This is a genomic window from Actinoplanes sp. L3-i22, assembly GCF_019704555.1.
In the GTDB taxonomy this organism is placed as follows: Bacteria; Actinomycetota; Actinomycetes; order Mycobacteriales; family Micromonosporaceae; genus Actinoplanes.
This window is the reverse complement of sequence record NZ_AP024745.1, coordinates 11,656,614-11,670,362: the sequence shown is the minus strand read 5'-3', so window position 1 is coordinate 11,670,362 and position 13,749 is coordinate 11,656,614. Positions and strand designations below refer to the sequence as shown.

The window sequence follows — 13,749 nt, the reverse complement described above, 5'->3', positions numbered from 1 at the left end:
CGGACTCCGGAGCACCCCCGAAATCCGGGACCCCTAAACGCTGTTTGTGCAGGTCAGCGCGGGATCAGGGTGAGGATCGAGGCCTCCGGGCGGCAGGCGAAGCGGATCGGTGCGGTCGGGTGTGTGCCCAATCCGGCCGAGACGTGCAGCCACGCGTCCGAGCCGGGCCAGCGGTGCAGGCCCTTCGCCATCCGGGTGGGCAGGTCGCAGTTGGTGGTCAGGGCGCCGTAGCCGGGCACGCACACCTGGCCGCCGTGCGTGTGCCCGGCCAGCAGCAGCTCGAAGCCGTCCGCCGCCATCGGGTCCAGCACCCGGGAGGCCGGCGTGTGGGTGACCCCGAGGTGCAGGTCGGCGCCGGCGCTGATCGGGCCGGCCACCGCGGGGTAGTCGTCCCGCTCGACGTGCGGATCGTCCACACCGGCCAGCTCGATCGAGCGGCCGCCGGCCTTCAGGACGATGCGGGCGTTGTTCAGGTCGGCCCAGCCGGCGTCGGTGAACGCGGCGCGCAGGTCCTCGGCGGGCAGCTCGACGCCCTGCACGTACTCCCGGTCGGGGAGCAGGTACTGCAGGGGGTTCTTGAAGACCGGGCCGCGGTAGTCGTTGCTGCCGAAGACGAACACGCCGGGGACGTCGAGCAGGGGTTCCAGGGCGCGCAGGACGCCGGGCACCGCGTACGGCGAGGCCATGTTGTCGCCGGTGACCACGACCAGGTCCGGGTCGGTGCCGATCAGCCCGGCCACCCACTCCTGCTTGCGCCGCTGGTCCGGCATCATGTGCAGATCGGACAGATGCAGGATGCGCAGCGGCTCCGCGTCCGGCTCGAGGACCGGCACGTCGAAGCGCCGGAGCGTGAACATGTTCCGCTCGACGAGGGAGGCATAGGCGAACGTCGCGCCGCCGACGGCGGCCAGCGCGGCGGCGGTGGTAATAAGGGAGCGCTTACGCATGACGGCAAGGGTAGTTTCTCCGTCCATGGGAACGCTGAAAGACCGCCTGAACGATGACCTGCACGCCGCGATGAAGTCCCGGGACGAACTGATCACCTCGACGCTGCGGATGGCCCTGTCCGCGGTGCGGACCGCCGAGGTCGCCGGCGACGAGGCCCGGGAGCTCTCCGACGACGAGGTGCTGGCGGTGCTGACCAGGGAGGCGAAGAAGCGTCGCGAGGCGGCCACCGCGTTCGCCGGCGCGGGCCGGGTCGACCAGGCGGCCAAGGAGACGGCCGAGGGCGAGGTCCTCGACCGGTACCTGCCGAAGCAGCTGACCGACGCGGAGATCGCCGAGATCGTGGGCGGGGCGCTGGCGGCCGGTGGCTTCACCGGCAAGGCGCAGATGGGCCCGGCGATGAAGGCCGCTCAGGCGGCCGTGGCGGGGCGTGCGGAGGGCGGCCGGGTGGCTGCCGAGGTGCGCCGCCGGCTCGCCTGACGCCGCGTCTCAGGGGCTTTCCCCGAGCTTTGGCCAGGCAACGAAAAACGGGCGGGAGATCGCGTCTCCCGCCCGTTTCTCGTGGTCCTACCGTCTGCCGGGTTTGGTGGTGGTGCCCGGCTGCGGGTTCTGCTGCTGGTTCTTCTTGCCGTTGCTGACCTCGATGGTCACCGCGCCGCCCTTGATCGTGCGGTCCTCCGAGGTGCCCGCGGCGGTGCCGGCCGGGCAGTCCGAGTCGACCGTCGGGCCGGTCACCGGGTCGAAGCCGGCGCCGCTGATCTTGTCCTTGGCCGAACTCATCGAGTCGCAGGTCACGTCCGGGATGCTGCGCAGGTCGCCGGTCGAGATCTTGTCGTTGCCCGGCGTCTTGAACTGAACCTTCGGCTTGCCCTTCATGTAGTCCTTGAGCGTGTACTGCACCGCCGCGTTGATGATCGGGTGCGACATCTGGTCGTGGTGGTTCTGCCAGTCCGGGTTGGCCATGTAACCGGCGACCACCAGGGACGTCGTGCCGATGATCAGCGACGCGGTCTTGCTGTCGTCGGTGGTTCCGGTCTTGCCGAAGACCGGGTGGTCGACGATGCCGTGGGTGTTGCCGGCGGTGGAGTGGCCGCCACAGCTACCGAGCTGCGACGAGTCGCCGACCGGGCAGCGGGCCGCGTCCAGCGCCGCACGGGCGACGTCCTTGGTGGTGGCCTGGATGCAGTGCGGCTTGCCGACGTCGATCTTCTCGCCGTCCTGGGTGGTGATCTGCTCGATCGGGGTGGGCTCGCAGTACTTGCCGTCACCGGCGAGCGTCGCGTAGGCGTTGGCCATCTCCAGCGGTGTGGAGTTCATGACGCCGAGGGTGAACGAGCCCCAGCCGGCCGCGTTCTTGGCCTGGAGGATGTCCGTGCTCGTGCGGAACTGGATGCCGAACCGCTTGGCCGTGGCGACCACGTTGTCCGCGCCGACCTTCTGCTCCAGCGGCACGAAGAACGTGTTCACCGAGGCGCCGAAGCCGGTCCACATGTTGAAGACGCCGGCCTCCTTGGCGCTGGCGTTGCGCGGGCACCAGTCGTCCGAGCCCGGGCAGGCCGAGCTGTCGGTCGGGGAGGTCTTGTACTTCGAGTGGAAGACCGCCGGCGCGTTGATCGGGTAGTTGAGCGGGATGCCCTTCTCCAGGGCGGTCACCATGGTGAACATCTTGAACACCGAGCCGGCCTGGTAACCGGTGATGTCGCCACCACCGGTGATCAGCGGGTTCGTGGTCTTCGGGAACGAGCCGCGGATCTTTTTCTTCTTCTTGGCCGGGTCCGGCGAGAGCTTGTTCGTCGGGTGTGCCGAGTCGTCCAGCGCGTACTTACGGTTCGTGGCGAGCAGCCGGACCTTGCCGGTGCCGGGCTCGACGCCGGCCAGCAGCAGAGCGTTCTGGCTGCTGTCGGACTGGCGGTCGGCGATCTCGGCGCGGGCCGACTCGGTGCCCTTCAGGTCGATCGAGGTGACCACCTTGTAGCCGCCGCTCTTGAGCCGCCGCTCCCGGTCGTACGACGTGGCGCCGAACGCCTCCTGGCTCATCCACCAGCGGTAGAAGTAGTCACAGAAGAAGCCCCAGCTGTTCTTGGTGACCGAGACACAGCCGTTCCCGACCGACTTGACCTTGGTCGGGATCTTCTCCTTCTTGGCCTTGTCCGCGTCCGCCTGCGTGATCGCGCCCATCTCCACCATCCCCGGGATGATGTAGTTGTCGCGGCGGGCCTGGATCTGGTCGTGCCCGGACTTCACCGTCGGGTTGAAGCTGGACGGGGCCTTCACCATGCCGGCCAGCATCGCGGCCTCGGCGACGTCCAGGTCCTTCGGCTTCTTGTTGAAGTAGACCTGGCTCGCGGCGTAGATGCCGTAGGCCTGGTTGCCGAAGGGCGCGATGTTCAGGTAGCGCTCCAGGATCTGCTCCTTGGAGAGCTGCTTCTCGACCTGCAGCGCGTACTTCATCTCGGTGATCTTGCGCTTCGGGGTGTCCTTCGTCGCGTCGACCACCTCCTGCGGGTTGGTGGCCGAATAGGCCAGCGACATCCGCACGTACTGCATGGTCAGGGTCGAGGCGCCCTGCTGGGCGCCGCCCTGGTTGTTGCTCACGAACGCGCGGGCGACACCCTTGAGGTCGACGCCGTTGTGCTCGTAGAACTTCCGGTCCTCGGCCGCGATGATCGCGGTCTGCACGTTCTTCGAGATGTCCTTCAGCGGAACGTCGCTGCGGAACTCGTCGAAGAAGGTGGTCAGCAGCGTGCGACCGTCCGAGGCATAGACCCGGGTGATCTGCGGGGAGCTGAAGTCCTTGAGCTCACTGGGCAGACTCGCGAACCCCGTCCCACCAGCTTTCGCCGCGAGGCCGGACATCGCGGCGGCAGGGAAGGCGGCCGCAGCCACCACCACACCCGCCAGCAGGCCACAGACCAGCAGCGATGTCGCGTTGGTGAAGATGTTGTGATCGCGTCTGCGCATCCAGGAGGTCACCCGAGGCAGGATACGCGAACAGTGCACGCGACCGCCCGTCGAGAGGGTGGCCTTCGCCCGTTATGAGTGTGACCTGTCACCCGCTTCGGCGGGTCGATTTCCCCCATCTGCACCAAAGATACCCCCGACCGGCCCTTGCGCTGCGGTCGCTTTGCCCGGAACTACCGGGCTATACGTATTTGAGGGACAACGTTGCGTAATCACCCAACTACAGAGCATGATGGTCCGGCGAGACATCTCGCATGACGTCTGCGCGGCCTTGGGGGACATGGGCAGCCGCGCTGGACGTTCGGGGGTGAAAGCAAGGGGGGACGTTTACCAATGGGGATGATCAGCGACTGGCCCAGCATGGCGGCATGTCAGAGTGGCGACCCTGACGCGCTGTTCGTGCAGGGCGCCGAGCAGAACGTGGCGAAGAGGATCTGCCGCAGCTGCCCGGTGCGCTACGAATGCCTCGCCGACGCCCTGGACAACCGGATCGAGTTCGGCGTCTGGGGAGGCATGACGGAACGGGAGCGGCGGGCCCTGCTGCGCCGCCACCCGCACGTGGCGAGCTGGCGGAAGATGTTCGAGGCCGCTCTGAAGGAGAAAGGCGCCGACAAGGTGCTGGTCTCCACCCGCTGATCAGGCGAGCAGCGCTTGCCTAGGCGAGCAACGCGCCGATCGTTCGCAGCCCGTCGACGTCATGGACGTCGGCGGGCTGTGCTGCGACCGAGGTCGTCGGCACCTCCGGGAACGCCTCGGTGAAGGCGGCCGCGACCCGGATCTCCCGCTCGGACTGGCGCAGCAGCGCGGCGTGGATCCGCAGCACGTCCGCGGTGACCGCCTGGTCGCCCGCGGCGGCCAGGCGCTCCGCCGCGGCCTCGCTCTCCGCCGCCGGCACGCCGGCCGGCTCGGTCTCGTGCATCCGGTTCAGCACCAGACCGCTGAGCGGCATCCGCTCCGCGACCAGCCGCTCGGCGAAGTAGGCCGCCTCCCGGATCGCGTCCCGTTCCGGGGCGGCGACCAGCAGGAACGAGGTCTGCGGGTCCTGCAGGATCCGGTACGTCTGGTCGGCGCGCTGCCGGAAGCCGCCGAACATCGAGTCCAGCGCGGCGACGAAGCCCGACAGGTCGGTCAGCAGCTGCGCGCCCAGAATCTTCTGCACCGCCCGGGAGAACAGCCCGAACGACGCGGTGACCAGGCTGAACACACTCCGCCCGCCGCTGCGTGCGGGAGCCACCAGCATCCGCAGCATCCGGCCGTCGAGGAACCGGGAGAGCCGGGCCGGCGCGTCCAGGAAGTCCAGCGCGGAACGCGACGGCGGGGTGTCCACGATGATCAGGTCCCACTCGTCGCCGGCCCGCAGCTGGCCCAGCTTCTCCATCGCCATGTACTCCTGCGTGCCGGCGAAGGTCGAGCTCATGGCCTGGTAGAACGGGTTCGCGAAGATCTCCGCGGCGCGGTCCGGCCGGGTGTGCTGCTCCACCACCTCGTCGAAGGTGCGCTTCATGTCCAGCATCATGGCGTGCAGCTCACCGCCGGAGGCGCCGGCGTCGATGCCCTTGACCTGGCGAGGGGTGTTGTCCAGCTCGGTCAGGCCCATGGACTGGGCCAGCCGGCGGGCCGGGTCGATGGTCAACACCACCGTGCGCCGGCCGTGCACCTCGGCGGCCCGCAGCCCGAGTGCGGCGGCGGTGGTGGTCTTGCCGACCCCACCGGAACCGCAGCAGACCACGATCCGGATGCCCGGATCGGCGAGCAGGCCGTCGACGTCGAGTCGGGGAGCGGTCACGTCAACCACTACTCCAGAGTAATGCGTCTTGATCGGACGCGAGGTGATCAAACGCTCATCAGGCGGTCGGCGAGGACATCCAGCCCCGCCCGATCCACTCCGTCGGGGAGTTGCGGCAGCTCGACCATCGGGCGGCGGCGCTCGGCCAGCTCGACCCGGAGCGATTCCTCCAGCTCCCGCCGGGTCAGGTGGGCCTGCGCCTCGGCGGCCAGCTGGTTGACCGTGGCCGGGGCGGTCGGCAGCCCGGCGGCGGCCAGGCCGCGCTTGAGCTCCGCCTTGGTCACCTTCCCGCCGGCCAGCAGCGGTGGCCGGGCGCCGTTCAGGATGATCCGCCCGACCCGGATACCCAGGCCGGTCAGCTCCTCGGCCGCGTCCAGGGTCTCCTGCACCGGCATCTCCTCCAGCAGCGTGACGATGTGCACGGCGGTGATCGGCGAGCGCAGCAGGGAGGAGACGCCGTCGCTCTGGGTCTTGATCGGGCCCATCTTGGCCAGCCGGGCGGTCTCCGCGGTCACGTTCAGGAAGCGGCCGATCCGGCCGGTGGGCGGGGCGTCGAGCACCACCGCGTCGTAGACCCGGCGGCCGTCCGAGGACCGGGTGGTGGCCTCCTTGACCTTGCCGGTCAGCAGCACGTCCCGCAGGCCCGGGGCGATCGTGGTGGCGAAGTCGATGGCGCCGACCTTGCGCAGCGCCCGGCCGGCCGCGCCGAGCTTGTAGAACATGTCGAGGTATTCGAGGAGGGCTTCCTCGGGGTCGACCGGCAGGGCGCGGACCTCGCCGCCGCCGGTGGTGGTGGCGATCCGGCGCTCCGCGTACGGCAACGGGTCGAGCCCGAACAGCTGGGCGATGCCCTGCCGGCCCTCGACCTCGACCAGCAGCGTGCGGCGGCCGCCGGCGGCCAGACCCAGGGCCAGCGCGGCGGCGACGCTGGTCTTGCCGGTGCCGCCCTTGCCGGTGACGATGTGCAGTCGTTCCGGCCAGTTGCCGTGATGCTCGCCCATGTCGTCCACGTTACGGCGTTCGGGAAAGGTGGCTCAGCCGGAGACTTCGCAGACCAGCCACCCGCTCTTGCGGACGACGGTGAATTCCAGGTCCTGAGCGGCGGTTCGCTCGTCCTCGGTCGACATCACCACGCGTACGCCGACCTCGGCCTGGTTGGTGGTGTTGTTGCTCACCGCGGGCTCGTCCCAGCGGAAGCTGGCGCCCTCGTAGCCGTCGGCGTAGTCGCGGATCTGCCGCACCTGGTCGGCCAGCTTGGTCTCGTCCCGGGCCTTGCGGCAGACCAGGTCCTGCGCGGCGGCCGGGTCCTGCTGGGTGTAGACCGCGGTGAGGAACCGGTTGACCGCGGTGGTCGGGTCCGGCGAGCCGGGGTTGTCGGTGTCGCGGAACAGCAGGTACGCCGAGACGCCCCCGCCCCCGCAGAGCGCGAGCGTGGCCACCAGGGCGGCGGAGATGAAGAACGAGGAGCGCCGCTCGGTGGCGGTGTCCGGCGCCGGCGCGTGCGGGCCCGAGCCGGTCAGGCTCACCCAGATCGGCTCCGGCTCGGGCGGCTGGACCTCGGCCGGCGGGGAGTGCTCCCAGGCCAGGTGCTCGGGCGGCGGGTGCTGCCACTCGCCGGGCTTCTCGTGCCGGGCGTGCCAGGGGCCCTGCGGGGGCGGCTGGTGCCAGGGCTCGACGGCCGGGTGCTCCATGGTCGCGTCGGGAAGGGCGTGCCGGGCGTGATGGGACGGCTCGGGCTCGGGCTCGGCCTGCGTCACGTAACCCTCCGCGATCACTTACGTGCTTTCCGTGCGTTTTCCCGCTCAGCCTAGCCAACCGGCGGGAACATCGGGCCCTAAGCTGTGCCGATACCCGACTAAGGAGTGTCCGAGCATGCAGAAGTGGGAGTACGTGACCGTGCCCCTGCTGGTACACGCGACCAAGCAGATTCTCGACAACTGGGGCGAGGACGGCTGGGAGCTGGTCCAGGTCGTGCCGGGTCCCAACCCGGACAATTTGATCGCCTACATGAAGCGGGCCAAGGCATGACGACGCCGGTGGCCGGCGAGGGTGGCGTGGACGCCTACGCGAGGCTGGCCGAGCTGGGCCTGACCCTGCCGACCGTGGTCCCGCCGCTGGCGTCGTACGTGCCGGCCGTCCAGTCCGGCAACTACGTCTACGTCTCCGGCCAGCTGCCGATGGTCGAGGGCAAGCTGTCGCAGACCGGCAAGGTCGGCGCCGAGGTGACCGCCGAGGAGGCCGCCGAGCTGGCCAAGGTCTGCGCGCTGAACGCGCTGGCCGCGATCGAGTCGCTGGTCGGCCTGGGCCGGCTCGTCAAGATCGTCAAGGTGACCGGGTTCGTGGCCTCGGCCCCGGGCTTCACCGGTCAGCCGGCCGTGATCAACGGCGCGTCGAACCTGTTCGGCGAGGTTTTCGGGGAGCAGGGGCGGCACGCCCGCAGCGCGGTCGGCGTGGCCGAGCTGCCGCTGGGCGCGCCGGTGGAAGTAGAGGTCATCGCCGAAGTGGCGTGATCTTGTGCGGGTTCGGCCGGGTTTGCTCACCCATGGTGACCGGAACGGACATCGTGTCTCCGCTCACACCGGGATCGCGACGTACGATTCTCGGCATGGGGGGTGCTGAGCCCACGTCGGCCGAGGTCGACCGGCTGCCGGGTTGGGTGTCGCTGCTGCGTGCTCCCAACCCGGGCCCGATGACGCTGGACGGCACGAACACCTGGATCCTGCGCGCGCCCGGGGCGGAGTTCGCCACGGTGATCGATCCCGGTCCGCTCGACGAGGGGCACCTGCGGCGGATCGCCGAGTCGGGGCCCTATCAGTCGATCTTGGTCACGCATGGTCACCATGATCATGTCGAGGGCGTCCCGCGGCTCGTCGAGATCCTCGGTGAGTCTTTCGACCCACGCGAGAGCCCCGGTGGGAACGGTCTGGAAATACAGGTCCTGAACACTCCGGGACACACCGGTGATTCGGTGTGCTTCCTCGTCGAGTGTGAGGGCGAGCGGGTGATGTTCACCGGCGACACGATCCTGGGCCGCGGCACCACGGTGGTGGCCGCACCCGACGGGAACCTGAGCGACTATCTGGCGAGTCTCGAGCTGCTCCGGGCGTACGAAAAAGTAATTATGTTGCCCGGCCACGGACCGGCCCGCGCCGACACCGCGGCCCTGGCCGAGGAGTACCTGAAGCACCGGACGGAACGCCTTGCCCAGGTCAGGGCCGCGATGGCGGCCGGCGCGCGGACCCCGGAAGCGGTGGTCGACGTGGTGTACCCGGACATCGACCCACGGGTGCGGTTCGCAGCCGAGTGGTCGGCGGCCGCGCAGATCGATCACCTGATCCGGGAATCAGCGGCGAGGGCCGACGGTTTGGACCGGCTGTGACCTGCCCTGTGTGTGGCACCGTCGCGGTCCCCGGTGCGCGTTTCTGCCATCACTGCGGTTCGGCGCTGCCGACGACCGCGCTGCTGCCGGCCGCCGAGCGCCGCATCGTCACCGTGCTCTTCGGCGACCTCTCCGACTTCACCTCCTGGTCCGAGGACCTCGACCCGGAACGCGTCGGCGCGGTCACCGACCGGGTGCTCGCCGCGCTGGCCGGCGCGGTGAAGACGTTCGGCGGCCACGTGGACAAGCTGACCGGCGACGGGATCATGGCGGTCTTCGGCGCCCCGGTCGCACACGAGGACGACGCCGAGCGGGCGGTCCGGGCCGCGCTGAGCATGCAGCGCGCGGTCCGCCGGGTGCTGGACGACGAGCGCGGCGGTGGCGCCCCGCTCGGCCTGCGGGTCGGGCTGAACACCGGTGAGGTGGTCGCCGGCATGCAGGCCGGCATCGAATACACCGTCATCGGCGACACCGTGAACACCGCCGCCCGGCTGGCCGACGCCGCCGCGGTCGGCGCGGTCTACGCCGGCGAGCGCACCAGCAACGGGACCCGGCACGTCGCCTCCTGGCGGCAGCTGCGGCCGCTGCGGCTCAAGGGCAAGCGCGAGCCGGTGCCGACGTTCGAGCTGCTCGGCCTGCACGACGCCCCGGGCACCCGCTCCGGGCTGGGCGACGAGGCGCCGTTCGTGGGCCGGGAGACCGAGCTGGGCCGGGTCTCCGGCCGGCTCGCCGAGGCGATCGACTCGGGCACGCCCCGGGTCCTGGTGATGACCGCCGAGGCCGGGATCGGCAAGTCCCGCTTCGCCGGCGAGGTGAAACGGCTCGCGGCCGGCTACGAGGTCGGCACCGGGCCCTATGCCGGGCACGGCGCCCGGGTGCTGCGGGTGCGGTGTCGCGCGTTCGGTGAGCGCCGTCGCTACGCGCCGCTGGCCGACCTGGTCCGCAAGGCCGCCGGCCTGCCCAAGGACGTGGTCTCCTCGGTCGGCCGCACGGTCGTCGAGGAGCGCCTGCGCAAGGTCGCCCAGCGGCTCGGCGTGCCGCTGGACATCGACCGGCTGCTGGTCCTGCTGGGGTACGGCGAGGCCCCGGTCAACCCGGGTGGCCCGGCCGCGCCCGCCGACTGGCCGCGCAGCGCCAAGCGGGTCGACGCCGAGGCGATCTCGATCGCGGTCGCCGACCTGCTGAACGCGATGGCCACCACCACCCCGCTGATGGTGATCGTCGACGACCTGCACGACGCCACCGCCACCACGGTCGACGCGCTGGGCAGCACGTTGTCGCTGCTGGAGGGTCCGGTCGTGGTGCTCCTGCTGGGCCGGCCGGAGCTGGTCCGGACCGGCGCGCTGACCCGGGTGGCCGACGCCGAGGTGCACAACCTGCCACCGCTGCGCGGGGCGGACGCGTCGCGCCTGCTGACGTCGTACCTGACCGGCGGGAAGCTGCCGCAGCCGGACACCGACCGGATGCTGGCCACCGCCCAGGGCAACCCGTTCTACCTGGCCGAGATGGTCACCCTGCTGATGGAGCGCGGCGCGCTCACCCCGGCGGTGGGGGCCAACGCAGCCGGCAAGTGGCAGCTCGCGGCCGGCTCGCTCGGCAGCCAGCTGCTCTCCCGGGACCTCGCGGCGGTGCTCGCGGCGCGTATCGACGCGCTGCCGGCCGAGCCGCGGGCGGTGCTGCGGGACGCCTCGGTGGCCGGGACGACCGTGCCGACCGGGGTGCTGGAGGCGCTGCAGGAGCGCCGCGCGCCCGGGGAGGATCTCGAGCCGGCCGTCGACGAGCTGCTGCAACGGCGGATGCTGCACCGCAGCCGGGGCGGGTTCCAGTTCACCACCCCGCTGATGCGCGAGGGGGCGTACGCCGGCATCGGCAAGGCCGACCTGGCCGAGCGGCACGCCTACCTGGCGACCTGGGCCGCGCCGGAGTCGGTCGGCCGGCACACCGTCGACGCGACCCGGCTGAACCTGACCGACAACGAGCGGGACGCGTTCGTGGCCGCCCACGCGGAGGCCGCGATCGAGCTGGCCGACGCGGTCCGGCTCCGGCCGGACGCCACGGTCCGCGAGGTGGTCGCCCTGGCGGTGGCCGCGCTGGGCCGGATGGCCCGGCGGGCGCTGGCCAACATCGAGCCGGCCGCCGCGATCGAGTACGCGGAGCGCGCCACCGTGCTGACCGGCGGCGACCTGCCGCTGCCCGACCAGCTGGTGCTGGCCCGGGCGCTGCTGCGGCTGGGCCGGGCCGACGAGGCGCTGGCCTACGGCGAGAAGATCACCAAGAGCGCCGCCGAGGACCCGGTCTGCCGGGCCGAGGCGATGATCGTGGTCGGGCGCGCGCACGAGGCGCTCGGCGACAGCGGCCGGGCCGTCGCGGCCTGGCAGGAGGCGCTCGAGGTGGCGACCGAGGCGCAGCTGCTGCCGGAGCGCGCCAACGCGATGCGCCGGCTCGGCATGGCCGACTTCCTGAACGGGCGGCTGAGCCAGGCGAGCAGCCGGTTCGCCGCGGCCTACCAGGTGACGCTGGCCGCCGGTGACCGGCACGGCCAGGCCTGGGCGCTGCAGAACCTGGCCTGGGTGACCACCACCCGGGGCGACTTCGCCGGCACCGACGCGGTGCTGGGCCGGGCTGCCCGGCTCTTCGCCGAGCTCGGCGACCCGGTCGGCCGGTCCTGGCTGCGCGGCACCACGGCGTTCGCCCGGCTGCTGGCCGGCCGGTTGCAGGAGGCGCGCCGGCTGGCCCGGATCTTCCTGCCCTTCGGTGACCGGGTCGGCGAGGGCTGGGCGGTCGGCACGCTGCGGGTCGTCGAGGCGTACGCCGCCGCCGAGCTGGGCGACCTGGGCGCGGCCGACAGCCAGGCGCGGCGGGCCTACCGGGAGTTCCAGGAGGTCTCCGACGACTGGGGCTGCGGGCTGGCGATGGTGGTCCGCGGGGCGATCGCGCGCGGGCTGGGTGAGTTCGATCACGCTCTGGACCTGCTCGGGGACGCGCTCTGGTTCGCCGACCGGACCGGGCACCCGCTGCTGCTCGGGATGGCCGGGACACTGCACGGGTTCGTCGCGATGCAGCTGGGCGACCTGACCACCGCCGAGGCGGACGCGCGCCGGGTGATGACCGCGGTGGAGCCGCACAACGCGCTGGCGCCGGCCCAGGTCGGCCCGCGGGTGCTGCTCGCCGAGGCGCGGTCCCGGGCCGGGGACGCGGCGACCGCGATCGGGCTGCTGGCGCCGATCGCGAGTGACACGTCCGCGCCGTCGCTGCTGTTCTCGCGGCGGCACGCGCTCGCGTCGTACTCGTCCGCCCTGCTCGCCGAGGGTCGCGTCGACGAGGCGCTGACCTGGATCGACCGGGCCCGGGAGGCGCAGGCCGAGGATGTCCGCAGCGGGGTGCTGGCCGCGATGGTCCGGGCCCGGGTGCTGGCCGCGTCGGAGCGGTTCGTGGCGGCCCGCGCGTCGGCCGAGGACGCCGTCCGGTTGGCCTACTCGACCGAGCAGGCGAGCGAGCGGAATGCCGCCGAGGAACTGCGGGACACCCTCGCGGTGACCGAGATCGAACCCCCTCCGGCGGAAACTGTCGCCTACGCGTCTGACATGCCCGGATGATCTCCCCCGACGCTGGCGTATTTTCTAAGCCGTGACCGATACACCGCCTGGGGCCCTGCCCGTGCCGTATGTCCCGGGCATGTCCGGCTTGTCGGTCATGGCCCGCGGGGGATACGCGACCGTCTACCGAGCCACCCAGGACTCCGTCGGGCGGGAAGTCGCCATCAAGATGGAGAACCGGACCCTGGACAACGCCCGGGACCAGGCCCGCTTCCTGCGGGAGGCGCGCGCCGCCGGGCGGATGTCCTCGCACCCGCACGTGGTCGACCTGTTCGACGTGGGCGTCACGGTCGACCAGCATCCGTACCTGATCATGGAGCTCTGCGACGGGTCGTACCTGGACCGGATGCGGGTCAAGCCGCTCACCCCGGCCGAGGCGCGCGACGTCGGGGTGAAGATCGCCGACGCGCTGGTGCACACCCACGCCAACGGCGTGCTGCACCGCGACGTGAAGCCGGCCAACATCCTCTACTCGCAGTTCAACCAGGCGGTGCTGGCCGATTTCGGGCTGGCCGTGCTGGGCGAGATGCGGGATTCGTCGGTCACCCTCGAGGTGCTGACGCCGGCCTACGCGCCGCCCGAGATGTTCCGCCACGAGCAGCCGTCCGGCGCCGCCGACGTGTATTCGCTGTGCGCCACGCTCTACGCGGTGATGAGCGGTCGCCCGCCGCGCTGGGACACCGACCGCAGTCCGAGTCTGATCACGCTGATGGACCTCTTCCTGCGGCCGATCCCGGACCTGCCCGGGGTGCCGCGCGCCCTCCTCGAGGTGCTGCGCCGAGGCATGCACAACGACCCGCGTGGGCGCCCGTCCGCGTCCGGTCTGCTCGAGGAGCTGGGCAACCTGCGCCTGGACCCGAACGGGCCGCCACCGACCGTCTACCGCTCCGCGTCGACGTATGTGGCGCCACGCCCGCGGCCGATCCCGCCGTCCACGCCGACACTCGACGAGACCCCGACCGTGCACACCCAGGACCGCAAGGGCTTCTTCGCCAAGTGGTTCAGCTGGTGACTTTTTAAGATCATGCTTTGGTACGGCCTGGGCCGAGCCCCGTGGGAGCAGCGCCAGGCCGCTGCCCCTC

General features: G+C 71.3%; 12 protein-coding genes. 7 read left to right on the top strand and 5 right to left on the bottom strand.

Features of this window, described 5'->3' with window-relative positions; all coding sequences use genetic code 11:
• Positions 1-53 precede the first annotated feature (53 nt).
• Positions 54-947: a metallophosphoesterase gene (locus L3i22_RS51790; RefSeq protein WP_221324710.1), complete on the bottom strand. Its 894-nt coding sequence runs from the start codon at positions 945-947 to the stop codon at positions 54-56.
• A 25-nt stretch (positions 948-972) separates the two neighbouring features.
• On the opposite strand from L3i22_RS51790, the gene L3i22_RS51785 reads away from it, so the two are divergent.
• Positions 973-1,425, top strand: coding sequence for a GatB/YqeY domain-containing protein (locus L3i22_RS51785; protein ID WP_221324709.1), 453 nt, complete (start codon positions 973-975; stop codon positions 1,423-1,425).
• Between the two features lie 87 nt (positions 1,426-1,512).
• Here L3i22_RS51785 and L3i22_RS51780 read toward each other — a convergent pair whose 3' ends face one another.
• A complete protein-coding gene (locus tag L3i22_RS51780) occupies positions 1,513-3,906 on the bottom strand; it encodes a transglycosylase domain-containing protein (protein ID WP_221330581.1) in 2,394 nt (797 codons plus the stop codon).
• Between the two features lie 333 nt (positions 3,907-4,239).
• Between L3i22_RS51780 and L3i22_RS51775 the strand changes: the two genes are divergently transcribed.
• The gene (locus L3i22_RS51775) at positions 4,240-4,542 is read left to right on the top strand and encodes a WhiB family transcriptional regulator (protein WP_014695048.1); all 303 of its coding nucleotides are present in this window, start codon (positions 4,240-4,242) and stop codon (positions 4,540-4,542) included.
• Positions 4,543-4,561: 19 nt separating this feature from the next.
• On the opposite strand, the gene L3i22_RS51770 is transcribed toward L3i22_RS51775, so the two are convergent.
• From L3i22_RS51770 to L3i22_RS51760, 3 genes are read right to left on the bottom strand one after another with little or no spacing between them, the layout of a single operon-like run.
• Entirely contained in the window at positions 4,562-5,692 is a 1,131-nt protein-coding gene (locus tag L3i22_RS51770) for an ArsA family ATPase (protein ID WP_221324708.1), read from the bottom strand.
• A gap of 47 nt (positions 5,693-5,739) precedes the next feature.
• Positions 5,740-6,693, bottom strand: coding sequence for an ArsA-related P-loop ATPase (locus tag L3i22_RS51765; protein ID WP_221324707.1), 954 nt, complete (start codon positions 6,691-6,693; stop codon positions 5,740-5,742).
• Positions 6,694-6,726: 33 nt separating this feature from the next.
• Positions 6,727-7,449 (bottom strand): hypothetical protein, encoded by a 723-nt coding sequence (locus tag L3i22_RS51760; protein WP_221324706.1) that lies wholly within the window; start codon positions 7,447-7,449, stop codon positions 6,727-6,729.
• 115 nt (positions 7,450-7,564) lie between these two features.
• Here L3i22_RS51760 and L3i22_RS51755 point away from each other — a divergent pair, with 115 nt between their 5' ends.
• From L3i22_RS51755 to L3i22_RS51735, 5 genes are all read left to right on the top strand, one after another.
• Positions 7,565-7,720 (top strand): DUF4177 domain-containing protein, encoded by a 156-nt coding sequence (locus L3i22_RS51755; protein ID WP_221324705.1) that lies wholly within the window; start codon positions 7,565-7,567, stop codon positions 7,718-7,720.
• Positions 7,717-8,202, top strand: coding sequence for a RidA family protein (locus L3i22_RS51750; RefSeq protein WP_221324704.1), 486 nt, complete (start codon positions 7,717-7,719; stop codon positions 8,200-8,202). Before L3i22_RS51755 ends, L3i22_RS51750 begins: the two co-directional genes overlap by 4 nt.
• Before the next feature lie 95 nt (positions 8,203-8,297).
• The gene (locus L3i22_RS51745) at positions 8,298-9,071 is read left to right on the top strand and encodes an MBL fold metallo-hydrolase (protein ID WP_221324703.1); all 774 of its coding nucleotides are present in this window, start codon (positions 8,298-8,300) and stop codon (positions 9,069-9,071) included.
• Positions 9,068-12,667 (top strand): adenylate/guanylate cyclase domain-containing protein, encoded by a 3,600-nt coding sequence (locus L3i22_RS51740; RefSeq protein WP_221324702.1) that lies wholly within the window; start codon positions 9,068-9,070, stop codon positions 12,665-12,667. Before L3i22_RS51745 ends, L3i22_RS51740 begins: the two co-directional genes overlap by 4 nt.
• Positions 12,668-12,698: 31 nt before the next feature.
• The gene (locus L3i22_RS51735) at positions 12,699-13,679 is read left to right on the top strand and encodes a serine/threonine-protein kinase (RefSeq protein ID WP_221324701.1); all 981 of its coding nucleotides are present in this window, start codon (positions 12,699-12,701) and stop codon (positions 13,677-13,679) included.
• Positions 13,680-13,749: the final 70 nt, after the last annotated feature.

Coding starts and splice junctions, on each gene's coding strand:
- L3i22_RS51790 (WP_221324710.1), bottom strand. CDS start 947: ATGCGTAAGCGCTCCCTTATTACCACCGCCGCCGCGCTGGCCGCCGTC.
- L3i22_RS51785 (WP_221324709.1), top strand. CDS start 973: ATGGGAACGCTGAAAGACCGCCTGAACGATGACCTGCACGCCGCGATG.
- L3i22_RS51780 (WP_221330581.1), bottom strand. CDS start 3,906: ATGCGCAGACGCGATCACAACATCTTCACCAACGCGACATCGCTGCTG.
- L3i22_RS51775 (WP_014695048.1), top strand. CDS start 4,240: ATGGGGATGATCAGCGACTGGCCCAGCATGGCGGCATGTCAGAGTGGC.
- L3i22_RS51765 (WP_221324707.1), bottom strand. CDS start 6,693: ATGGGCGAGCATCACGGCAACTGGCCGGAACGACTGCACATCGTCACC.
- L3i22_RS51755 (WP_221324705.1), top strand. CDS start 7,565: ATGCAGAAGTGGGAGTACGTGACCGTGCCCCTGCTGGTACACGCGACC.
- L3i22_RS51750 (WP_221324704.1), top strand. CDS start 7,717: ATGACGACGCCGGTGGCCGGCGAGGGTGGCGTGGACGCCTACGCGAGG.
- L3i22_RS51745 (WP_221324703.1), top strand. CDS start 8,298: ATGGGGGGTGCTGAGCCCACGTCGGCCGAGGTCGACCGGCTGCCGGGT.